Consider the following 22,563-nt stretch of genomic DNA (forward strand, 5'->3'; position numbering starts at 1 on the left):
GCTCGCGCAGTTCCCCGCGCCCCTGAGGGGCGCGCTGTGCGCCCCCGGATTTCTCCCGCTCCTGCCCCTTAGCCTCGCCCCCTTCCCCCTGCTAGCCTCCCGGTCGGGAACCGGTTTCCATCGGTGTTGCCGCTGTTCCGGAGGGGGAGGCGGAAGGATGACCAGGAAGAGCGAGGACGCGAGCCGGAGCACGATCCGGGACGTGGCGGCACGGGCGGGGGTGTCCGCGTCGACCGTGTCACGGGTGCTCGGCGGGGTGTATCCGGTGAGCGCGGCGACCCGCACGCGCGTGATGCGTGCCGTGCGTGACATGGACTACGTCGCCGACGCGCGCGCGAAGGCGATCGCGGGCGTCGGCACACCCACGCTGGCCTTCGTGCTGGAGGACATCACCGGGCCCTCGTTCGCCCTGATGGCACACGGTGTGGAGCGCGAGGCGACCCGGCTCGGCCATCTGTGCCTGGTGTGCAGCACGGAGGGCGACATCGAGCACGAACTGGAGTTCGTGGAGATGATGCGGGCCCAGCGGGCGGCCGCCGTGATCCTGGTGGGCGGCGCCGCCGACACCGTCGAGTACCGCGAGCGCACCCGGCGTATGGCCGACTCGCTGGCCTCGGCGGGATCACGGCTGGTGCTGTGCGGCAGACCACCGCTCGGCCCCGGCGCGCCGGTCACGGTCATCGAGTACGACAACGAGGGCGGCGCCTACGCGCTCGTCGCCCACGTCCTGTCCCAGGGCCACCGGCGGGTGCTGTTCCTCGGCGGCAGGGCCGACCACACCACCGCGCAGGGCCGTGAACGCGGGTACCTCGCCGCACACCGCGCCCGCGGCCTGGACCCCGACCCGGCGCTCGTCCTGAACGGCGACTTCACCCGCGACTCCGGTCACCGCCTGATGCGCCGGGCCCTGAAGGACGGCCTGGACTTCACGGCCGTGGTCGCCGCCACCGACATGGTCGCGGCGGGCGCCCTGACCGCCCTCCACGAGGCCGGCCTCGACGTCCCAAGGGACGTCTCCCTCGCCGGCTACGACGACATCCCCTTCGCCCGCGACCTGCACCCGGCGCTCACCACCGTCCACGTGCCCTACGAGGAACTGGGCCGCCTCGCCGTGCGCACCGCGCTCGGCCGTACCGCGGAGGACCCCGCCGAGCACCTTCTGCTGGGCACCCATGTGGTGGTCAGGGACTCGGTCACCGCGACCGGCACCTGAGACACGTCCCACCAGCGGCCGCGCTCAGTGCCGCCGGGCCAGTCCGGTGCGTCGCAGCCGCCGTACGACCGACCGGAGCTCCGCGGTCCGCGCCGGCCAGCCCTCCGCCGGTTCCGACACGGGGGCCGTCTCCGGCGTGGTCGGGTCCGCAGTCCACACCGCGAAATCGTGGTCCCGAGGGCCGGACTCCACGTACGGGTCGCCCTTGCCGAAGATCTGCACGGGGTGGGTGGCGTCCCAGGGCTGCCAGCCGGGGTCGCCGTCGACGGTGAAGCGCACCCAGGCCCCGTGCATGGCGTCGGCGAGCTCGGCCGGGGCGCCCTCGCCGGCGAGCTTGGCCGACTCGGGGGTGTCTCCGGTGTCGAAGACGAAGCCCAGCTCAAGGGCGTGGCAGGCGCCGAGGTGCGGCAGCTGGGAGGGCCAGGCGAACTCGTAGACGTACGACGAGCCGGGGCGAGCCTCGGCCAAGCGGTGCAGGGGGATGCGGAGCAGATGGTCGGTGACCATCTGGCCGACGATCTCGGCGGTGCCGGCGCCGGGGTGCAGGGCGCGGTAGCCGCGGACCACCTCGGAGCCGCAGTGGCAGCGAGCCATGGCACCGGCGAGGGCGACCGGGCCGAGCCGGTCGACCCGCTCCAGTAGGCCGCCGGGGACGAGCCAGAGGCGGTACTCGTCGCTGGTCCAGCCCAGCATCAGGTCGACGTCCTTCGCCACGCCCACGCCCGGCTCGGTGAGGGCCTCCAGGGGGTCGCGCGGCACGAGGTCGCCGTCGACGACGATCCCGAAGGCGGGACCGCCGAGGACCGGGCTGCTGAGCCTGCCCACCTCGGCCTGGGTACGCAGCAGCAGGTCACGGTCGACGTCGGCGAAGGCCGCGGCGGTGGCGGGGACCTTCAGCCGGGTGGCCATCCGGCGCACCATCCGCCGCACCTTGTCGCGGTCGCTCGCCTCGGGCGGCCCGCTCTGCAGGACCGCGCGCCGGCACAGCCCCTGGGCCTGCGGGGCGGCCAGCAGGGCGCCGGCGCTGATCGCGCCGGCCGACTGCCCGGCCAGCGTCACTCGCCCCGGGTCGCCGCCGAAGGCCCCGACCGCCTCGTGGACCCATTGCAGGGCGGCGAACTGGTCGCGCAGGCCGGGATTGGCGGGGACGTCGGGGAACAGGCCGTAGCCCTCCACGCCGAGCCGGTAGTTCACCGAGACGAACACGACGCCGTCCCGGGCGAAGGCATGCCCGTCGTACACCGGGACCGCTGAGGATCCCCTGGTCAGGGCGCCGCCGTGCAGCCAGACCAGGACCGGGAGCCGGGCGCCCGGGCCGGGCTCGGGGGTCCACACGTTGAGGTTGAGGCAGTCGTCGCCGGGCACGAACGGGTCGGAGAGGTACTGCGCGAAGGCGTCGGAGTACGGCGGTTTCGGTGCCGTCGGCCCGAAGTCGACCGTGTCGCGCACCCCGTCCCAGCGCTCGGGCGGCTGCGGCGGCCGGAAGCGGCGGGGGCCGACGGGCGGGGCCGCGTAGGGGATGCCCCGAAAGACCGCGACGCCGTTCTCGTACCGGCCGCGTACGGTCCCGTAGGGCGTGCTGACCACGGGGTTCGTCTGGACTGCCGTCATGCACCAGCCTCCTCACCGCGCTACTGCACCATGAACAACAGAGCACCACATTTCGGCTCGGTATTCCGGTGCAGAGCGCGGTTCGGCGGCTACTTGGCGTACATCAGGGTGCCGAAGCCCAGCTGGTCGAAGCCGCCGCTGGTGGTGCCGTAGTCGCCGCCTCCTCCCTCGGGGGCGACGAGGTCGTAGTACATCTGCGAGATGTACTTGTCGTCGAGGCCCAGGCGCCGGTTGTAGTGGAAGTGGAGCATCGCCCAGACCGGGCGGACCTGGCCGCGGGAGGCGGAGGAGATCACGGTCTGGGAGGAGGCGGCGCAGTTCTGGCCGGTGCCCCAGTTGTAGGTGGTGAAGGGGACGTCGCTGCCGACGTTGTACTTCGCGACGTACTGGGCGGCCTTCATGAAGCGGCGGCCGTCGTAGGAGTAGAGGTCGTCGCCCTGGTTCCAGGCCATCTCGCACAGGGCGCCCATCTGGCCCATGCCCATGACGGTGTGGCCCTGGTCGCGGCCGGACTCCTGCCACTGGCCCAGCGCGTACCCGTCGGAGTCGGTGTAGAGGTACGGCACCGCGTGGGAGAGGGAGCCGTTGCCCGCGCCGGACTTGAAGTAGGTGACGGCCTGGTCGTACTTGGCGCTGTCCTCGTTGAGGATGCCGATGGCCAGGACCGAGGCCATGTTGCACAGGTCCCAGTTGGCCCAGTAGTTGGTGATGCAGGCGTCGTTGTGGTTGGTCAGGAAGCTGTTGTTGAGCGGGTAGAAGACCTTGGCCAGCATCTCCTGGGCGGCGGCCAGGTCGAAGCCGCTGTAGCCGCGCATCAGTTCGCAGGCGTTGGCGAACTGCCAGCCGTAGAGGCCGGAGGCGAGGAAGCGGTCGGCGTTGCCGGTGACGGAGGTCAGCGTCGTCGACCAGGCGTTGAGGATTCTCGCGGCGCACGCGGCGTTGGCCTCGGTGCCGCCGACCTGCCAGCGCAGGGCGTTCTGGTAGGCGGCGGCGATGTCGTTGAAGAGCAGGGAGTAGTTCTCGCCGGTGCCGCCGCGGATGATCGTGGCCGTGGCCCGGTTGGTCCAGGTGGACTGGGAGTGGGAGTTGGCGACCAGCTTGTTCCAGCCGGAGAGCCAGGGGTCGGTGCCCGCGGCGACCCTGACCTTGGCCCGGTTGATGTCGCCGGCGTTGTGCAGCATGCCGGGGTGGGTCCAGGTCGCCGGCGCCGCGTCCGCCGTGGTGGCCAGGCCGGTGGCGAGGGCGCCGCCGCCCAGGGCGAGGGCGGCGCCGAGACCGCCCGCGGTCCTCAGCAGACCGCGGCGGCTCAACTCGGCTTGCGGGAGGTGCTGGTGGGGGGAAGTGCGGCTCATGGGGTGCATCTCCGTTCCGTGGGGGGAATCAGATGGGGGTGATGCTCACCTCGTCGAACTCGGAGGTGACGAGGGCCAGCGGGCTGCGGGAGCAGGCCACCAGGCCGACGTGGAAGGGGGCGTCACCGAAGCCGGGGATCTCACCGGAGGCCAGGTCGGTCCAGGTGGCTCCGTCGTCGCCCGAGACGGAGGCGGTGAAGTCGGTCCCGGTGCGCTTCAGCCGCAGCAGCGTGGGGAGTTGGACGGTGCCGTTGCCGGAGAAGGCGGAGGCCCCGGCGACCGTCCTGCGCAGCATGAGCTGCGCGGTGGTGCCGCCGGTGACGATCACCCCGGCGGCCTGGTCGAACGGGGACAGCGACTTGGCCATCAGCAGTCCGACCCGGTCGGCGGTGGCCCCGGTGCGGGAGACCAGCCGGGCGGTGACCTGGCAGTCCCCGGTGACGGGCCGCCGTACGAACTGGCCTGTCATTGCTTGGTTGTTGACCGTCAGGTCCACGCCCGCGCCCCGCACCACGAAGGTCCCGTCCTCGTGGGCGGTGCTGCCGGGGGTGAGGATCGCGGCCACGCCCAGCGTCCCGAAGTCCCGGTCGTCGAGGACCACGTCACCGAGGTCGCCGTACGTCCAGGGGGCCGGCGGGGGTGTGCCGACGGTGAGGGCGAGGGTTCCGGTGCCGTCGCCCGCCGCGTTCCCGGCGGTGGTGGTGACGGTGAACTCGCCGGTCGCGCGCGGCGTTCCGTGGATCAGTCCGGTGCGCCTGTCGACGCGGAGGCCGTCGGGCAGGCCGGTGGCGGTGAACCGTACGGGTGCGTGGGTGGCCCGCAGGACGTGCCGGAAGCCGACCCCCTTGTTCGCGAACGCCTTGTCGGTGGAGGTGAGTTCGGGCAGTGACGGGGTCGGCATCGTCGCGGAGGCGGGTGCCGAGAGGGGGCCGCGTCCGGCCGCGTTGGTCTTCGCGACGGCGTAGTGGTACGTCGTCCCGGGGGTGCCGGTGGCGTCCGCGTACCGGATGCGGGTGCCGGACCCGACCGGGCCGACGCCGGCGGCGAGGGTGGCGTAGGGGCCGTCGGGGTGGGTCGCCCGCAGGACCTTGTAGCGGGCGGAGAGGTCCGGGTCGGTCCAGGCCAGTTCGACGGCGTCGGTACCCGTGGTCGCCCTCAAGTCCCCCGCGGTGCGGGCAGGTCGGGGCACGGACCAGACCTCGCCCGCGGAGGCGGAGGTCACGGTGACGTTGTCGAAGGCGCCGGTGCCGGTCTCGGCGTAGTCCGCGTCGACTCCGAGGCAGGAGGTGAGGAGCAGGCCCGCGTAAGCGGTGCGGCCCAACGCGACCTCGGTGGAGCCGACTTCGGTCCAGCGGATGCCGTCCGGGGAGATGGCGCCGGTGCAGCGGCGGCCGTTGCGGGTGACACGGACCCAATACGGCTTCCGCAGGCGGTAGCCGTCGCCCGCTCCCTCGACATACGGGGCTTCGAGCGGGGTCGCCGACTCGGGCAGGGTGCCGAGGCCGGCGATCGGGAAGGCCGCGCTCGTGGTGATCGCCGTCTGCTGCGAGGGCGGCACCGGGGTGCTGCCGGTGGCGGAGACGGTGGCCCCTTTCGACGGGCGTACCGTCCACACGCCGCTCCAGGTGTGCAGCGGCAACCCCTGGATGACCATGGCGGCGTGGGCCGCGTCCGCGTCGAGGGAGTCCCGGAGGCTGACGCCGATCTTGGAGTACTGCGAGCTCAGCGGCCACACGATCCGCGCGGTCACCATGCCGTCGCCGCGCAGGGGCAGCTGCACCAGCCGGTGGGTGTCGGCGGTGCCGCTCGCCTCCAGCACGAACCGCTCACCGTCGAAGACGGCCGAACCGGGGATCCGCACGTCCCCGATGTCCCGCGTCGACCAGGGCTCCGGGAGACCGGCGGTGGCCGGGACGGGCGCCGAATCACCGCTGCTTCCAAGGGGGCCCGCGGCGACGACGGTGTAGTGGTACGTCCGTCCCGCGCGCACCCGGTCGTCCGTGTACGTCGGCTTGTCGATGTCGGTGGCGATCTTCGTGTACGGCCCTTCGGGGCCTGTGGCGCGCAGGACGGTGTAGCTCGTGGCCCATGTCGAGGGCAGCCAGCTCACCGTGATCCCGGCCCGCTCCCCCACCGCTGTCACCCCCGCCGGAGCTGTCGGCACGGACGGGGAGGGCGCGGTCGCGCCCGCGTAGGCGAACGTCCCCCAGCTCGGCAGATCGTCGTTGCTGCCCTCGACGATCCGGGCGCCGCCGGTGCCGCGGAAGACGGCGGCCCTGGTGTACGGGGTGTCGAGGCCGCGGACGCCGGCGTAGTGGGCGTAGGCCATCTCGTAGATCGGGGGCAGGGTGCCGCGGCCGGTCGCGGAGACGGTCTGCTTGATGTACTTGCCGGTGCGGTCGAGGTCGGGGGTGAAGGGGACGTCGTTGCCGAGGTTGTAGCGGGCCGCGTACTCGAAGTTGGTGAGGATGCGGTTGTCGTCGTACCCCCACAGGTCGACGCCCTGGTTCCAGGCGACCTGGGCGATGTCGCCGGTCAGACCGACCGCGAGCTGTTCGTGGCCCTGGTCGCGGCCGGCCTCCTGGCCCTGGCCGGCGTCGGTGACGATCCGGTGGGCGAGGGAGCCGTTGCCCGCGCCCGCAGCGGCGAAGCGCAGGGCGTCCTCGAAGAGGGTGGGCTCCTCGCAGAACACGCCGATGGCGAGGATGGTCTGAAGGGCCGTCAGGTCCCAGTTGCCGTTGGCGTAGAGCATGTAACCGGAGACGGCCGGATACCAGACGTCCAGGAAGGAGCGCTCGCAGCGGGCGATGTCCGCGTCCGCCCAGCCGTCGTACCCGGTGTGGCGCAGCAGTTCGGCCGCGTTGACGAACTTGAAGGCCTGGAGTCCGGCGCCGAGCGGGCCGTCGGCGCCGGTGATCACCGTGAGGGACGCCGACCAGGCGTTGAGGAGGTCGCGGGCCTTGTCGGCGTTGGCACGGTCGCCCGTGACGGCCCACATGAGGGCGTTCTGGTAGGCGGCGGCCGAGTCGGCGACCGCCTGGTTCTGGAAGTTGGTGGGGCCGCGGCCCCAGGAGGTGATCTGGCCGGTGTTCTGGGCGGTGTACGTCGACCGGGAGCGCGCGTGGGCGGCGAACGCCAGGTACCCGTCGTAGAGCGGGGACTGCTGGGCGGCGACCGCGGCCTTCATACGGGCGAGGTCGTCGGCGGTGTGCAGGAGGCCGGGGTGCATGAACGCGCGGGAGCCGTCGGTGCGTTCGGCGGCCCGGGCGGTGGCGGGTGCGAGCAGTCCGCTCGCACCCGCCACCAGCAGCAGGGCGGCCGTACCGCCGAGGAAACCCCGGCGGCTGGGGGCGAGGCCGGTTCCGGGAGGGCTGGTGCTCATGAGGCGGCGGCCGCCTCGGCCTCGGCGGTGGTGAGGAACTTCAGGTTCGTCACATGCTCGTTGGAGAACCACTGGATCGTGTCCGTGGTGTAGTACCAGCTCGGCTTCTTCATCGAGTCGGCGACGACCAGCCCGTTGATCACCAGGTTCTCGAAGGTGACGTCCTTGATGGCATGGTGGGCGTCATAACCGAGGAAGAGCGAGGGCTTGGCGTTCGTGCCCGTGTAGCTGAGGTTCTTGACGTACACGTTCTCGATGCCGCGGCCGACCGAGGTGTTGTACTTCGTGTTGTACATGACCTTCATGTAGATGACCTGGCCCCAGCGGAAGTCCTCGATCCTGATGTCCTCGATGCGGACGTTCTTGATCAGGTTGGAGTCGCCGGGGTTGAGGGCGATGCAGCCCTGGTAGTTCATCTGCGGTTCGCGGTGGTCGAGGATGTCGATGTTCTTGAAGCGGAGGTTCTTCAGGACCTCGGGGTTGTCGGTGTTGCCGTGCGTCCCCACGTTGATCGGGTGGGCGACGTCCGCCCAGAGGGTGGAGTTGCGCACGGTGATGTCGGTGGTGTCGCCGTAGTAGTCCCAGCGGTGGGTGTAGATGGCGATGCAGTCGTCGGAGTTGCGCATGAAGACGCCGTCGATGACCACGTTGCTGGAGCAGAAGACGTCGATGCCGTCGCCCCAGCCCTTGGAGCTGAAGGAGCCGAGACCCTTGATGGTGACACCGGTGGCCTCGCCCAACTGAACGGCGTAACCGTTGGGGTTGAGCACGGTGACGGCACCGATGGAGATGTTCCGCGAACTCTCCACCAGGGCCCCGCCGCCCGCGGTCCCGGCGAGCACGCCCCGGCCGGCGATCCCGGCGTGCTCCACGTTCCGGAAGATCACGGTCGCCTTGAGGACAGCCCCGCCGTCCAGGTACACGGTCTTGCCGGAGGGGACCAGCAGGGTGCCGTCGGCCGTGGTGTGGACGCCGGGGCCGTAGTAGAGGACGTCCGGGTCGTCCTGCGCGGGTTTCTTCTTCTCCACCGCGCGGGCGAACAGGTGGAGGCAGTCGAAGATGTCGTCGTTGATCTGGACGACCAGGTTGCGCGGCTGGTCGACCGTGAAGCGCAGGGTGTCGCCGAGCACTTCGGGCTTGATGCCGTAGGAGTCCGGTCTCACCCGGACCTTGGTGGTGCCGCCCTTGAGGTAGGTGACCTCGACCTCGACGGAGCCCTGGAAGTCGAAGTACGCCAGTGAGGAGTTGTAGGTCTTGCTGGAGCCGGTGGTGGGGTTGATCTCGCCCAGCTGGGGCCGCCAGATGTCGAGGGTCTGCCAGTCGCCGTCGGGGGCGGTACGCACCCGCACCTTGAACGTGGTGTTGGTCGGCATGGCGGCCGGGCGGGGGTAGGTCACCAGCTTCGGCGTGACGGCTGCGGTGTCGTCGGCCCTGGCCGCCGTGGCCGTCAGGTGGGTCAGACCGGCTGCGAGCACGGTGGCACCGGCCGTCTGGAGGGCCGTACGGCGGGACAACGGCGTGTTCATGCGGAACTCCTTGTGAACAGGGTTGTGGGGACGCCTACTTGAGCCCGGTCGTCGACATGCCGGCGACGAAGCCGCGCTGGGCGACGAGGAAGATCAGCAGGATCGGCACGACATACATCACCGAGGCCGCGGCCTGGAGGTTGGTGACCGGGGTGCCGGCCGAGGTGACGTAGGTGGACATGACGGCGACCGCGAGGGTGGTGCGGTCCGTGGAGAGCAGGAGCTGCGGGGCGATGTAGTCGCCCCAGGTCCAGGTGAAGGCGATCACGAAGCTCGCGGAGAGGACCGGCCAGGACTGCGGAAGGAAGATCCGCCAGAAGATGGCCGAGTAGCCGCAGCCGTCGACGATCGCGGCCTCCTCCAGCTCCCGGGGCAGCCCAGCGAAGAACTGCCGGAAGAGGAAGACCAGATAGGGGGCGGACGACAGGCCCCACAGCACCCACGGCCAGTAGGTGTCGACCATGCCGAGCTTGGCGAAGATCAGGTAGGTCGGCAGCAGGGTGATCATCTGGGGCAGCATCATCGAGCCGAGCAGGATGCCGAACAGCGTCTTCTTGCCGGGGGCTTCGAGGCGGGCGAAACCGAAGCCGACCCAGGCGGAGCTGAGGGTGACGAGGGTGGCGTAGATGAGCGCGATGATCAGGGAGTTGCGGGCGTAGCCGAGGAAGTCGATGAGGTTGAAGGCGTCGGCGATGTTGTGCCACTGGACGTGGTCGGGCAGCCAGTGCACGGGTGAGGCCGCGAGCTCGGCCGGGGTCTTGAGGCCGGAGATGACCAGCCATCCGAAGGGGCCCAGGAACAGGCCGGTGATCGTGACGAGGACCGTGTAGAGGACGAGGCGGTTGAGGCGCAGGCGGGGGGCGGGCTTGAGGGTTGAGCCCACCGGGGTCGGGCTGGTGGCGGTCACTTCTTCGCCTCCGGGTCGACGTTGTAGAACACCACGCCGGACGTGGCCTTGAAGATCAGTCCGGTCGCGACGAGGATCAGGACGAAGAGCACCCACAGCAGCGCGGAGGCGTAGCCGTAGCGGCCGAACGCGAAGTACTCCGCGAAGACGTGCATCATGTAGAGATAGGTGGACTGCGGGAGCGCGGTGATGCCGGCCGGCGTCGGGTCGGGGGCCAGCAGCAACGGCATGATGGTCTGCACCGAGGCGATGACCCCGGTCACGGTCTGGAAGAGCAGCACCGGCGACAGCAACGGCACCGTGATGCTGCGAAAGCTCCGCCAGGCGCTCGCCCCGTCGATCCGGGCCGCTTCGAGGAGCTCACGGGGGATGTCCTGGAGCCCGGCCAGCGAGATGATCATGATGTTCCCGGCAGTCCAGAGCACCGTCATGATCAGTACGTAGCGGGCGTAGGGGTCGGCGAGCCAGCCGAGGGCGTCGATGCCGAAGAGGTTCAACACCCCGTTGGCGGCACCGGAGTTCTGGTCGAAGAGCTGCTTGAACGCGATGCCCGCGCCCACCGGAGGCACCACCGCCGGCAGATACAGCAGGGTGCGGAACAGCCCGCGGGCCCTGAGCGGCCGGTTCACCAGTACGGCGAGCCCGAGACCGGCGACGATCGACAGGGGTACCGAGGTGATCGCGAACAGGCCCGTGCGGCCCAGCGACTGCCAGGTCTGCGAGTCGGAGAACAGTTCGCGGTAGTTGCCGAAGCCGACGTAGTGCCAGTTCGGCGAGATGCCGTCGAAGGTGGTGAAGCTCAGCCACAGCGCGTACGCCATCGGCGCGATGGTCAGCAGCGCGAAGCCGATGACCCAGGGGGAGGCGAACATGTAGAACGCCCGGTGCCTGCGGGTGGCGATGGAGGTGCGGGGCCGGGAAGTGGCCGGGCCTGCCGCCGGGGCGGAGCCGTACCGCTCGGCCGCCGAGGACATCTGATCGACCGTCATCCGACCTGCTCCTTACCGCGCTTGAGCTGCTCGTTCATGGCCGAGTTCAGGCGCCCCGCGAGGGTGTCGACAGACATGCCGCCGGTCATGGCGGCCGGGGCGATCTGGTTGAAGAGGGCGAGGAGAGAGTCCGCGGTGGCGTACGGCGTGAAGGCGATCACCGAGTAGTGCTTCAGCTCGGCCTCCTGCACCGTGAGCACCCGCTTCTGGTAGTCCTCCTGGGCGGGCATCAGCGGCCGCAACGACTTCAGGGTCGGGATGCCCCAGCCGCCGGAGGCGCGCGCCTTGGCCGGTGCCTCGCCGAAGAACCACTCGAAGACCCGCCAGGCGGCGTCCTTGTGGCGTGACTTGCTCGGGATCCAGAAGCCGGTGCCGGCCTGACAGGGGCTGACCCGCCGTCCGCCCTCGAAGTACGGGGCGGGGGCGAGCCGGGACAGCGGCGCCAGTTTGCTGTCCGCGTTGATCAGACCGCCGAGCCAGTAGCCCGAGTTGGACATGGCGAGCCGGTTCGCCTGGAAGGTGGGCCCGTCCCAGGTGTTGGGGTCGGGCTGGATGATGCTGGGACCGACCTTGGTCCGGCAGTAGTCGACGTACCAGCCGAGCGCCTTGCGGGCCTCGGGGGTGGTGAAGTCGACCCGGGAGTAGTCGTCGGTGAAGAGGTTCCCGCCGGCGGCCACGGTGAGGCTCGCCAGGAGGTTGGGGGTGAGCACGCCGTTGTAGCTGCCGCCGAACACGGTCGTCTGGCCGTGCCGGCGGCGGGTGAGCCGCTTGGCCTTTTCGAGCCACTCCTCGTAGGTGACCGGGTCCAGCTCGGGCGGGTAGTCGACGTCCGCCTGGTCGAACAGCCGGGTGTTGTACCAGAACATCGAGTCCTGGGAGAAGTCCTTCGCCATGCCGAAGCGCGGGCCCTTGCCCTGGGTACGGCCGTCGTAGCGCCACAGGTCGTTGACCGGGTCCAGGTCGTCCGGCCTGAGGACGCTGCTCCTCGCGAAGTACGGGTCCAGGTCCTCCATCACGCCCCGGGCCGCGTAGTACGGGGCGTCCACGGCACCGACACCGCGCACCAGGTCCGGCGGGTTGCCGTTGGTCATCATCGCGATCAGCTTGCTGGTGCTGTAAAGCACCGTGTTGATCCTGACGCCGATGTCCTTCTGGGCCTGCTTGACCAGCTCCGGCGAGAGGTCGTCGGCCTTGGCCATCACCGTGACGGTCTCACCGGAGCCGCCGACCGCGCTCGACACCTGCATCGCACAGCCGCTCAGCGCCGCCGCCCCCGTCACGGCACCGCCTGCGGAAAGGGAGAGAAAACGGCGGCGGCTCAAGGCGGCACCGGCATGTGGGCGCACGACGCCCCACCTCCTGCTCTGTCCGTTCATGGGCACGCGATGGCCGGAGACAACCGGTTGCCGCGTGTGGGGCAGAGCTTCAGCCCTGTCTGGAAACGGCGTCAAGAGGCTTGACGAACTTTCGAAAGGACTGTGTAACGTCACCGACACGGACCCGGTGAAGAAACCGGTTGTCATCCAGGCTCTCGAGTGATTGACCACCGCTCGATGCCAGACCTACGGTAGATCTGCTGTAGAAGACGTTTTCAGAAACTGTTTCCACCGAGTGTGTCAGGAGTGACATGCCCAGCCCTCAGCCACCCAGGGCCGTCCTCGCGATGGATCCCGTACACCTCCCCCTGCTCTTCCCCCCACCCCTGATGACCCGGCTGAGCGAGGTCGCCGGCCTCGACCCCGCACTCGTCGTCCAGGACTTCACCGACCCCCTCGCGGCCGACGCCCTGAGCAAGGCCGAGGTACTGATCACCGGCTGGGGCTGCCCCCACCTCGACATCGGTGTCCTCACCGCCGCGCCCCGGCTGCGAACCGTCCTGCACGCCGCGGGCTCCGTGCGCTCACTCGTCGGGGACGCCGTGTGGGAACGCGGCATCACCGTCTCCAGCGCGGTCACCGGCAACGCCCTGCCGGTCGCGGAGTACACCCTCGCGATGATCCTGCTGTGCGGGAAGGACGCGTTCGACCACCGGGAACGGTTCCGCGTCACCCACACGTATCCACCGCCCGCGGAGACCGCGGCAACCGGGAACCTCGGGCGGCGCGTCGGGATCATCGGGGCGTCCCGGGTAGGACGGCGGCTGCTGGAGCTGCTACGGCCGTTCGACTTCACGGTGCTGTTGCACGACCCGTACGTCAGCCCCGCGGAGGCCGGCACACTCGGGGCCGAACTCGTTTCGCTGGAAGACCTGTTGAGGCACAGCGACATCGTCTCGCTGCACGCTCCCGACATCCCGGAGACCTACCGGATGCTGGACGGGGACCGGCTCGGGCTGATCCGGGACGGGGGCGTCCTCATCAACACCTCCCGCGGGGCGCTGGTCGATCCCGACGCGCTGGCCGATGAGCTGGTCTCGGGGCGGCTGCGGGCGGTGCTCGATGTCACCGAGCCCGAACCGCTGCCCGCGGCGTCACCGCTGTACCGGCTGCCCAACGTGTTCCTCACCCCGCACATCGCCGGGTCGCTCGGGAACGAGTTGGAGCGGCTGGGGCGGATCGTGGTGGAGGAGCTGGAGCGGGTGGCGGCGGGGGTGCGGTTGGTGCACGAGGTGCGGTATGCGGATCTGGGGCGGGTGGCTTGAGGGGGGCGCGGTCTGCATTGCCTGGGCGGGGTCTACTTCACCTGGACGGGTTGTATCTCACGTGCCCGCACCACATTGGTCCGGTCGCTGTCCGGGGTGCGGGCCGAGTTGGTGGGCACTTGCCGTTTGCGGTACCTACGCCGTCGGAATCGTGCCGTAGTAACAATGGGATACGGTTTCCGCACCCGCATGGGGCGGAGCCCCCGGTCATGACCGTGAAGGAGCCGCAAGGGTGAGTCAGCGCAAGGCGTCCGGCGACGTCGGACGGGCCACCATTCGGGACGTGGCCGAGCGGGCCGGGGTGTCCGTGGCCAGCGTCTCGCGCGTGCTGTCCGGGAACTATCCGGTCTCCGAGGACCTCCGCCGCAAGGTGATGAAGGTCGTGCGCGACCTGGACTACGTCACCAACGCGCACGCCCGCTCGCTCGCCGGGGGCGGCACACCCACGGTCGCCATCCTCATCAACAACATCACCGGCGCCGCGTTCGCCCACGTGGCCAAGGGAGTCGAGGGGGCCGCCACACTGCGTGGATGGTTGTCCCTGGTGGGGACGACCGGGGACGATCCCGAGCGTGAGCTCGCCCTCGTCAACCTCATGCGACAGCAGGGGGTCGCGGCCGTGGTGCTGCTCGGCGGTGCCTACGACTACGACGAGTACCAACTGCGTATGGCCCGCTTCGCTCGTTCCCTGGACGCCGCCGGGTCGCATCTCGTGCTCGTGGGACGGCCTCCGCTGGAGGGTGACGTGCCGGCCACGACCGTCGACTACGACAACGAGGGCGGCGCCTACGCCATGGCAAGCCACCTGCTCTCGGCCGGGCACCGGAGGGTTCTCGTGCTTCCGGGGCACTCCGAACTCACCACCGCTCAGGGGCGGTTGAGGGGCGCCCGCCGTGCCTTCGAGGCGTACGGCGTGCCGTTCGAGGCCGAAATGGTGCGGCACGGGGCCTACGACTACGAGCACGGGTACGACGCCGTCGAGCAAGGCCTGCGGGACGGGCTCGAGTTCACCGCCGTCCTCGCCGGGACCGATGTCGTGGCCGCCGGGGCCATGCAGGCCCTGCGTGCGGCCGGGCTGCGGGTACCCGAGGACGTGTCGATCGTCGGGTACGACGACATCCCGCTCGCCTCCCAGCTCACGCCGCAGCTCACCACCGTCCATGTGCCCTACGAGGAGATGGGACGGGTCGCCCTGCGTGCGGTCGCGGACCGGCATGAGGGCGGTGGAGCGCGGCGCCGGGGGGCCGACGGGGACCATCTGGTGCTGGGCACCCATGTCGTCGTACGGAACTCGGTACGGCCGCCCGCACAACCCCGCTAACAGCCGAGAAAGAGATCGTTTCGTAAACGGTTTCTGCCGCTTCGCGGGGGCCGATCCGCCGGGACTCCCGGCTGTGCTCCATTCGTTCCGGCGCGCCTCTGAACTGGCAGTATGTCCTGGCACGCGGGTGCTTGCCGGGCACGTCCCGACCTGATCCGGTGGACAAACCGGCGCAACAAATTGCCGTCCACCTCTTGCTAACCACCGCGGCCTCGGCCTACCGTCCCAGCAACCGGTTACTACAGCTTCTGCTGGGCCGCCCCCCGCAACCGCGAGCCGATGAACTTCCGGCCGCCGTTTCCGGCCGATACCGAGCCGCCGATCCCCCTCTCCTCTCCGAGACGCCCTACTTTCCGAAGGAACACGGTCAGATGAACTTCAGCAGCCCCCGGAGAAGGTTCGCCCGCGTCGCCGTTGCGGGACTCGCGTTGTCAGGTCTGCTCACCGCGTGCGGCGGGTCGGACGATTCCGGCGACTCCCAGTCGTCCGGGCCGGTCACCCTGCCCTTCTGGGGCTGGGCGAACGGCCAGGACGCCGTCGTCAAGGCGTTCAACGCCTCGCACAAGGACATCCAGCTGAAGTACACGAAGGTCACCGACCAGCTGACCATGCAGAAGCAGCTGACCAACGCGGTGAAGGCGGGCAACGCACCCTGTCTCGTGCAGAACACCGCCGAGTACGTCACCAGTTGGGTCGCGCAGGGCGCGCTCGCCGACATCACGAAGTACGTCGAGGGCGAGAAGGGCAGGTTCAACACCGGTTCGTGGGCGAGCGCGCAGGTGATGGGGAAGTCGTACGGCGTGCCGACCAGTTCGTCGCCGAACTTCACCATCTACCGCACCGACGTCTTCAAGAAGTACGGCATCGAGCCGCCGGCGACCTGGGACGAGTTCATCGCCGCGGGCAAGGTGCTGAAGAAGCACGGCGTCAAGATCACCAACTACGCCGGTGAGGACCCCAGCACGCTGGAGGTGCTGGCCATGCAGGCGGGGGCGCACTGGTACTCGATCGACGCCAACTCCTGGAAGGTGGACTTCCAGGACGCGGGCACGCTGAAGGCCGCCAAGGTGATCCAGGAGATCATCGACAACGACCTCAACAGCAAGCTGTCCTTCGCCGACTACGCGGCCGTGCAGCGCAACTACGACAACGGCGGCACCGCCACCCGGCAGATCTCCACCTGGCAGATGGCCGGCATGGTGCAGAACTTCACCAAGTCCTTCGGTGACTGGGGTCTCTCGCCCTGGCCGACGTTCACCGGTGAGGCCGCCAAGACCCCGGCCGGCACCAACCTGACCGGCAGCGTGACCCTGGTGACCAAGGGGTGCAAGAACCAGGAGCAGGCCGCCGAGGCCGCGCTGTGGATGTCGACGAACACCGGCGCGGTGAAGACCATGGCGAGTCCGACCACCGGCAACGGCGTGATGCCGGCGCTGGCCGACAGCGACTCGTACGTGCCCGAGGCGGTCTCCGAGAAGCTGCTCGGCTCCAACTACCAGGCCGGTCAGCAGGTCGTGAAGGACAGCCTGAAAACCGTCACCACCGACTGGACCTTCGGGCCCGACTGGACCGCGATGTTCACCGAGATGCAGGCCGGCTGGGCCAAGGTGGTCAGCAAGGAGCAGACGGTGACCGACCTGCTGGCCCACATGCAGGAGTGGACGGTCAAGGACCTGAAGTCCCGCGGCATCAGCGTCAAGGGCTAGAGGCTTAAGGGCTGCTACTGATGATTCGCTCACTGCGCTGGAAGGGTGCCGCCTTCACGCTTCCCTTCCAGCTCGGCTTCGTCTTCCTGTACCTGCTGCCGATCGGGTACGCCGTCCACCAGTCGTTGTACCGGTCGCAGTCCTCCGGGCTGGGGCTCGGTGGCACGACCGACGAGTTCTCCGGTCTCGACAACTACCGGCAGGGGCTCACCGACTCGGCGTTCATGGGCTCCGTGCTGCGTGTGGTGCTGTTCGCCTGTGTGCAGATCCCGGTCATGCTGCTGGTCAGCCTGGTGCTGGCACTGCTCCTGGACGCCCTCCGGTCGAGGACGGCCGGACGGTTCCGGATTCTGCTGCTGGTGCCGTACATGATCCCGGGAGTGGTCGCCGCGATCGTGTGGCTGAACCTCTACAGCCCGGACGTCGGCCCGCTCACCCCGCTCGGTGAGATCTTCGGGTTCTCCTGGAACTTCTTCGCGCCGTCGATGGTGTGGCCGTCCATCGGCAACCTGCTGACCTGGCACGGCATCGGCTACAACATGGTCATCATCTACTCGGCGCTCCAAGGCGTGCCCCGCGACCTGTTCGAGGCCGCGCGGCTCGACGGGGCCTCCGAGCTGCGGATCGCGCGCAGCATCAAGATCCCGTTCGTGCGGGGGGCGTTGGTGCTGACCGGGATGCTCTCCGTCATCCAGATGCTCCAGATCTTCAACGAGCCCGCGCTGTTCCGGAACGTCACCCCACAGACGGTCAGTGACTCCTTCACCCCGATCATGATCATCTACAACCAGGCGTTCAACGCGGGCAACTACCACTACGCGGCGGCCCTTTCGGTGCTGCTCGCCCTGATCCTCGGTGTCGCCTCCTTCCTGTTCTACCGGTTCACCTCGAAGGAGGCCGACTGATGACCCTGACCGAGGAGCCCGCGAAGACCCGACCGGTCCGACGGCTCAACACCCCCGATCCGGCGGCCCGTTCACGTGGCGGGCAGCGGTTCCTGCTCGTCGGGCTGTCCCTGGCGAGCGTCTACAGCCTCTTTCCGGTGTGGTGGCTGGTCGTCGCGGCCACCAAGGACCGCACCGGCCTCTATCAGTCCAACGGGCTGTGGTTCTCCGGCTGGCACCTGTGGGACAACCTGCATCAGCTGTTCACCTACGAGCACGGCATCTTCCTGCGCTGGACGGCCAACTCGTTCCTGTACGCCGGGGTCGGCTCGCTGGGCGGCACGCTGCTGGCGCTGGCAACCGGTTACGGCCTCGCGCGCTTCGACTTCCCGGGCCGCAACCTGGTGTTCGCGTGCGTGGTCGGTTCCTTCCTGATCCCGATCGCGCTGCTCACGCTGCCGCTGTACCTGCTGTTCTCGGAGATCGGCCTGGTCGACACGCCCTGGGCGATGCTCATCCCCTGCCTGATCAACCCGTTCAGCGTGTACCTCGCCAAGGTGTACACCGAGGCCACGATCCCCTTCGAGCTGCTGGAGGCGGCCAGGATCGACGGGGCCGGGGAGCTGAGGATCTTCTTCAGCATCGTGCTGCGGATGATGACCACCGGGGGCGCGACCGTCTTCCTGCTGGCCTTCGTCAACACCTGGAACGCCTTCTTCCTGCCGCTGACCGTGCTGCGCGGGGAGAACAACTGGACGCTCAACATCGGCCTCTACAACTGGTCGGGCAAGCGACTGGAATCCGGCGTCGACCTCACCAGCCTGGTCCTGACCGGTGCGCTGCTGTCCATCGTCCCGATGGCGGTCATGATGGTCGCGATGCGGCGCTACTGGCGTACCGGAGTCACCCTCGGAGCCCTCAAGTGACCCTGCTGCACAACCCGGTGATCCGCGGCTTCGCCCCCGACCCGTCGATGGTCCGCGTCGGCGACCGGTACTACGTGGCGACCAGCTCCTTCGAGTGGTTCCCGACGATCCCGCTGCACCGCTCGCGCGACCTCGCGCGCTGGGAGTACGCGGGCCATGTCGGGGGCGCGGTCCCGGGTGGCTCCCTCGCGGGCGTCCCCGACTCGGGCGGCATCTGGGCACCCTCCCTGAGCTGGGACGGCGAGCGCTTCTGGGTGGTCTACTCGATCGTCCGCTCGGTCGGAACGCCGTACTTCGACGCGGACACCTATGTCTGTACGGCGACGGAGGCGGCCGGTGAGTGGTCTGCGCCGCGGCGGATCGCCGGCCATGGCTTCGATCCCGCGCTCTTCCACGACGACGAGGGGCGGCTGTGGCTGCTCAACCTCCAGAACGACCACCGCCCCGGCGGCCGGCGCTTCGCCGGGATCGTGCTGACCGAGCTGGACCGGAAGACACTGGCACCCCTCGGTGACACCCACCTGCTGCTCCAGCACGAACGGCTCATCGAGGGGCCGAAACTCCTTCGACACCAAGGCTGGTACTACCTCGTCCTGGCGGAGGGCGGCACCGGTTTCGAGCACGGGGTCCTGGTCGCCCGGAGCCGGGAGATCACCGGCCCGTACGAGCTGGACGACCGGCCGCTGCTGACGTCCCGGGACGATCCTTCGCTGCCCTTGCAGAAGGCCGGCCATGGCGAGCTGGTCCAACTCCACGACGGAAGCTGGGTATTGAGTCACCTCACGGCCCGCCCCCTGAACACGCCGGACGGACCGCGCTGCCCGCTCGGCCGGGAGACGGCGATCCAGGCGGTGACCTGGGACACGGACGGCTGGCCGAGGATGCGGCACGGGGGTTCGCATCCTTCGGTCGAGGTCGACGTACCCACACGACCGGACTCCGCACCCGACGTCGCCGTACCGACGCGACCGCAACCGCGGCCGCCGGAGCAACCCGCGCTTGCCGAGCCCACGTTGGGCTGGCCCTGGAGCACCCTGCGGGCCGCGCCCGACGCGTCCTGGGCCGACACCGGCGTCCGGCCCGGCTGGATCCGGATGCGGGGGCGGCACGGGCCGGAGTCGTGGTGGGCGCACAGCCTGCTCGCTCAGCGGATCACCGAGCACCGGGCGGAGGCCGAGGTCACCGTGGAGGCCCGGCCGACCTCGTTCACGCAGGCCGCCGGACTGGTGCTCTGGTACGGCACCGAGTCGTATCTGGCCCTCGACCTGACGTGGGCGGAGCCCGAGGGCGAGGAGCAGCGCGGTCAGCAGTGGCGGGGTGGTGGGCGGACCGTGCTCAGCCTGGTGGAGCGGGACGAGGGCGGCACCCGGCAGGTGGCCCTGGTCGACGTCGGCACGGAAAGCGCCTTCACACTGGGGGTGACCGTGGTGGACGGGGCAGCCCGTTTCTGGTGGCTCGACCGGGACGGTGAACGGCGGTTCGTCGGTCCGGAGCTGGACTTCACCCGCCTCTCCGACGACCACGGGTCCAAGCTCCGGTTCACGGGCGCGATGGCCGGAATCCATGCCGTGGACTTGGTCGACGCGGCCTTCACGGCCGACTTCACCGGGTTCCGTCTGAGCTGCGGGTAGCGTTCGAGGTTTCGAAAGTCACGGGAACCCCAAGACCGGCGTAGCCCGACCTCTTCCCGACTTCACCGGGCGAACTTAGGGTAGGAAGCGCTTACTGTTTCTGCGCTGGTCGAAACTTTCATGGCCCTCGGGCGGGCCGGAGAGGTGGTTCCCGATGGTCCGCACGGGGAGTGCGAGCGTGGCGGCCGGTCCCACGCTGGCGGTCGTGGCCCGGGAGGCGGGCGTGTCGGTGCCGACCGCCTCCAAGGTGGTCAACGGCCGGGAGGACGTGGCCCCCGAGACCCGGCGCCGGGTCACCGAGGCGCTGGACCGGCTCGGTTATGTCCGCAGACCGAGGTTCGACGCGGCGAAGGCGTCGGGCCTTGTCGACCTGGTCGTGCACTCGCTGGAGACCTCCTGGTCCGGGGCGGTGCTGCACGGCGTGGAGGCCGCCGCCCATGACGCGGGCCTGGAGGTCGTGGTCTCGGCCGGACTGACCCGGAACCGGGCGGGGCGCCCGGATCGCGGCTGGATGGACAAGCTCACCGCACGCGGCTCCTCCGGAGTGCTGTTCAACCTGGCCGAGCTGACGGCGTCCCAGTACGGCTGGCTGCACCAGCACCGCATCCCGTACGTCCTGATCGACCCAGTCCTGGAGCCGCCGCCGGGTGTGGTCTCGGTGGGCGCGGCGAACTGGCAGGGCGGGGTGACGGCGACCGAGCACCTGCTCGCACTGGGCCACGAGCGCATCGCGGTCGTGGCCGGTCACCAGCGCCGGATGTGCAGCAGCGCGCGCGTGGCGGGATACCGTTCCGCGCTCGCGGCAGCGGGGATACGGCAGCGCCCCGAGTACGTCCGCCACGCCGGCTTCGACGAGAGCGCGGCCCATCGCCGCACGCTGGAACTCCTCGATCTGCCCGAGCCGCCCACCGCGGTCTTCGTCTGCTCCGACCAGATGGCTCTCGGCGTGTACGAGGCGCTGGCCGAACGGGGTCTGCGGGTCCCCGACGACCTCAGCGTCGTGGGTTTCGACGACCTCCCCGAGGCCCGCTGGACCACCCCGGCGCTCACCACGGTCCGTCAGCCCCTGTCGGAGATGGCGGCGACGGCCCTGCGCCTGCTGGTCCGCATGATGGACGGCGACCGCCCGGAGAGCACCCGGACCGAGCTGTCGACGCGGCTGGTGGAGCGGGCGAGCACGGCCCCGCCGCCCGGCTGACCCGTCGACCGGCTGTACGGGCCACCCACCGCCGGATTCGTTCAGCTTCGGTCATCTGCGGGCGAAGGGAACTGGCCGGGGCGGACGGGCGTCGAACGATGCGGCGGGGAGGGGGGCCGTTGCCCCTGCCGGGGCGGCGGCGAGCACTTGGGGGACGACCATGACGCGCTGGCGGCCGCTGCCGGACTCGCTTCCGAGGGAGGCGCGGCATCTCGTCGAGCAACTGCGGCACCTCAAGGACCGGACGGATCTGAGCCTCGCCGAGCTGGCCCGGCGCACCGCGTACAGCAAGTCGTCCTGGCAGCGGTATCTCAGCGGGGCCAAGCAGCCGCCGCGGGGGGCGGTGCAGGCGCTGTGCCGAGTGGCGGGCGCGGACCAGGCGCGGCTGCTGGCGCTGTGGGATCTGGCCGCCCCGGTCTGGCCGTACGGCACGGTGGTGACCGCGGTGGCGCCGGAGGCGGCGGTGTCGGTTCCGGCCGGTCTCGCGTACCGGCGGTGGCGTACGGCGGCGCTGGTCGCGTTCGCCGTCATCGTGCTGCTGGTGGCGGGGGTGCTGTGGGCGTGGCCCTCGGGGAGCGGGTGACCGCGGGGCCGCCCGCTCCCCCACCGGCCGGGGTCAGCCGAGCTGGTCGTAGTACGCGTTCCGCCAGGGGCCGGTGCCCTTGAGCTTCACCCGGTACTTGCCGCTGATCCGCTTGAAGTCCACGTCCCGCCGGTCGCCGTCGTAGCGGACACCGCCGCCCGAAACGGGGCCGTGGAGCCACTGCTGGGCGAACTCCCAGGTCTGGTCGGTGACCACGCCGTCGTTCTCGGTGAGGCCGTAGCGCTCCTGCCACCATTGCGTGGCCGACTCGGTCTGCGGGCCGTAGGAGCCGTCGATCTGGCTCTTGGCGAAGTTGTGCCAGTCCCCGTCCTCGTCCTGCCACTTGGCGCCGTCCGCGTACAGGACGGACTGCCACAGGGCCGTGGCGTTGCTGTTCGCGTAGTCGTCGACGCTCAGGTTCTCCTCGTCCTGCCAGTCGTCGCTGACGACGCCGTTGCCGTCGATGCCGTGGTACGAGGCCGCGTCGGCCGCCGGCGCCACGGCGAGGCCGAGCGCCCCGGCGCCCAGCAACGCGGCCGTCACCATCGCGGCGGCCCGCTTGCGCATGCTCATGGAAGTCTCCCTTTCCGAACCGCCGTGGTTCCCCCCGTGGTTCCCCCTGGGGCGGCTCGCTTCGCTTGGCACGGCAAAGACTCACAGGCCTGAGGTGGGCACGGCGAGAGCTGCCCGCGT

17 protein-coding genes are annotated in these 22,563 nt (G+C 70.0%); 9 read left to right on the forward strand and 8 right to left on the reverse strand.

The annotated features are described in order from the left end of the window. Window positions 1-157 precede the first annotated feature (157 nt). Window positions 158-1,213, forward strand: coding sequence for a LacI family DNA-binding transcriptional regulator (locus tag ABZT93_RS26940; protein WP_356109287.1), 1,056 nt, complete (start codon window positions 158-160; stop codon window positions 1,211-1,213). 24 nt (window positions 1,214-1,237) lie between these two features. Here ABZT93_RS26940 and ABZT93_RS26945 read toward each other — a convergent pair whose 3' ends face one another. The 7 genes from ABZT93_RS26945 to ABZT93_RS26975 all read right to left on the reverse strand — a co-directional run bounded on the left by ABZT93_RS26945 (window position 1,238) and on the right by ABZT93_RS26975 (window position 12,326). Beyond that, window positions 1,238-2,824 carry a carboxylesterase family protein gene (locus ABZT93_RS26945; RefSeq protein WP_356109290.1) on the reverse strand — a complete coding sequence of 529 codons (1,587 nt, stop codon included), beginning with the start codon at window positions 2,822-2,824 and terminating at the stop codon, window positions 1,238-1,240. Window positions 2,825-2,913: 89 nt separating this feature from the next. Further along, window positions 2,914-4,176 carry an alginate lyase family protein gene (locus ABZT93_RS26950; RefSeq protein ID WP_356109292.1) on the reverse strand — a complete coding sequence of 421 codons (1,263 nt, stop codon included), beginning with the start codon at window positions 4,174-4,176 and terminating at the stop codon, window positions 2,914-2,916. 28 nt (window positions 4,177-4,204) lie between these two features. Then, window positions 4,205-7,558, reverse strand: a complete 3,354-nt coding sequence (locus ABZT93_RS26955; RefSeq protein WP_356109293.1) for an alginate lyase family protein — start codon at window positions 7,556-7,558, stop codon at window positions 4,205-4,207. After that, on the reverse strand, window positions 7,555-9,084 hold the full coding sequence (locus tag ABZT93_RS26960) for a glycosyl hydrolase family 28 protein (protein ID WP_356109295.1): 1,530 nt from the start codon (window positions 9,082-9,084) through the stop codon (window positions 7,555-7,557). The genes ABZT93_RS26955 and ABZT93_RS26960 overlap by 4 nt, the downstream gene beginning before the upstream one ends. A 34-nt stretch (window positions 9,085-9,118) precedes the next feature. Further along, window positions 9,119-9,991: a carbohydrate ABC transporter permease gene (locus tag ABZT93_RS26965; protein WP_356109298.1), complete on the reverse strand. Its 873-nt coding sequence runs from the start codon at window positions 9,989-9,991 to the stop codon at window positions 9,119-9,121. Continuing rightward, window positions 9,988-10,980 carry a sugar ABC transporter permease gene (locus ABZT93_RS26970; RefSeq protein ID WP_356109301.1) on the reverse strand — a complete coding sequence of 331 codons (993 nt, stop codon included), beginning with the start codon at window positions 10,978-10,980 and terminating at the stop codon, window positions 9,988-9,990. The genes ABZT93_RS26965 and ABZT93_RS26970 overlap by 4 nt, the downstream gene beginning before the upstream one ends. After that, a complete protein-coding gene (locus ABZT93_RS26975) occupies window positions 10,977-12,326 on the reverse strand; it encodes an extracellular solute-binding protein (protein WP_356109303.1) in 1,350 nt (449 codons plus the stop codon). The genes ABZT93_RS26970 and ABZT93_RS26975 overlap by 4 nt, the downstream gene beginning before the upstream one ends. 281 nt (window positions 12,327-12,607) lie before the next feature. On the opposite strand from ABZT93_RS26975, the gene ABZT93_RS26980 reads away from it, so the two are divergent. The 8 genes from ABZT93_RS26980 (at window position 12,608) to ABZT93_RS27015 (ending at window position 21,870) form a co-directional block, all read left to right on the forward strand. Then, window positions 12,608-13,621, forward strand: coding sequence for a hydroxyacid dehydrogenase (locus ABZT93_RS26980; RefSeq protein ID WP_356109306.1), 1,014 nt, complete (start codon window positions 12,608-12,610; stop codon window positions 13,619-13,621). Window positions 13,622-13,853: 232 nt separating this feature from the next. Next, window positions 13,854-14,942 carry a LacI family DNA-binding transcriptional regulator gene (locus ABZT93_RS26985; RefSeq protein ID WP_356109309.1) on the forward strand — a complete coding sequence of 363 codons (1,089 nt, stop codon included), beginning with the start codon at window positions 13,854-13,856 and terminating at the stop codon, window positions 14,940-14,942. A 371-nt stretch (window positions 14,943-15,313) separates the two neighbouring features. Further along, complete coding sequence (locus ABZT93_RS26990; RefSeq protein ID WP_356109312.1) at window positions 15,314-16,648, forward strand: extracellular solute-binding protein; 1,335 nt, start codon at window positions 15,314-15,316, stop codon at window positions 16,646-16,648. A 20-nt stretch (window positions 16,649-16,668) separates the two neighbouring features. Then, window positions 16,669-17,553 (forward strand): sugar ABC transporter permease, encoded by an 885-nt coding sequence (locus ABZT93_RS26995; RefSeq protein WP_356109315.1) that lies wholly within the window; start codon window positions 16,669-16,671, stop codon window positions 17,551-17,553. Next, window positions 17,553-18,458: a carbohydrate ABC transporter permease gene (locus ABZT93_RS27000; protein ID WP_356109318.1), complete on the forward strand. Its 906-nt coding sequence runs from the start codon at window positions 17,553-17,555 to the stop codon at window positions 18,456-18,458. The genes ABZT93_RS26995 and ABZT93_RS27000 overlap by 1 nt, the downstream gene beginning before the upstream one ends. Beyond that, a complete protein-coding gene (locus ABZT93_RS27005) occupies window positions 18,455-20,089 on the forward strand; it encodes a family 43 glycosylhydrolase (RefSeq protein WP_356109320.1) in 1,635 nt (544 codons plus the stop codon). Before ABZT93_RS27000 ends, ABZT93_RS27005 begins: the two co-directional genes overlap by 4 nt. Window positions 20,090-20,243: 154 nt before the next feature. Beyond that, entirely contained in the window at window positions 20,244-21,287 is a 1,044-nt protein-coding gene (locus ABZT93_RS27010; protein ID WP_356109322.1) for a LacI family DNA-binding transcriptional regulator, read from the forward strand. A 160-nt stretch (window positions 21,288-21,447) separates the two neighbouring features. After that, complete coding sequence (locus ABZT93_RS27015) at window positions 21,448-21,870, forward strand: helix-turn-helix transcriptional regulator (RefSeq protein ID WP_356109323.1); 423 nt, start codon at window positions 21,448-21,450, stop codon at window positions 21,868-21,870. 33 nt (window positions 21,871-21,903) lie between these two features. Here the strand turns inward: ABZT93_RS27015 and ABZT93_RS27020 are convergent, their stop codons facing one another. Further along, window positions 21,904-22,443: a peptidoglycan-binding domain-containing protein gene (locus ABZT93_RS27020; protein ID WP_356109326.1), complete on the reverse strand. Its 540-nt coding sequence runs from the start codon at window positions 22,441-22,443 to the stop codon at window positions 21,904-21,906. Window positions 22,444-22,563 lie beyond the last annotated feature (120 nt).

Origin of the sequence: Streptomyces sp. NPDC005303 (genome assembly GCF_040607335.1) — a bacterium.
In the GTDB taxonomy this organism is placed as follows: domain Bacteria; phylum Actinomycetota; class Actinomycetes; order Streptomycetales; family Streptomycetaceae; genus Streptomyces.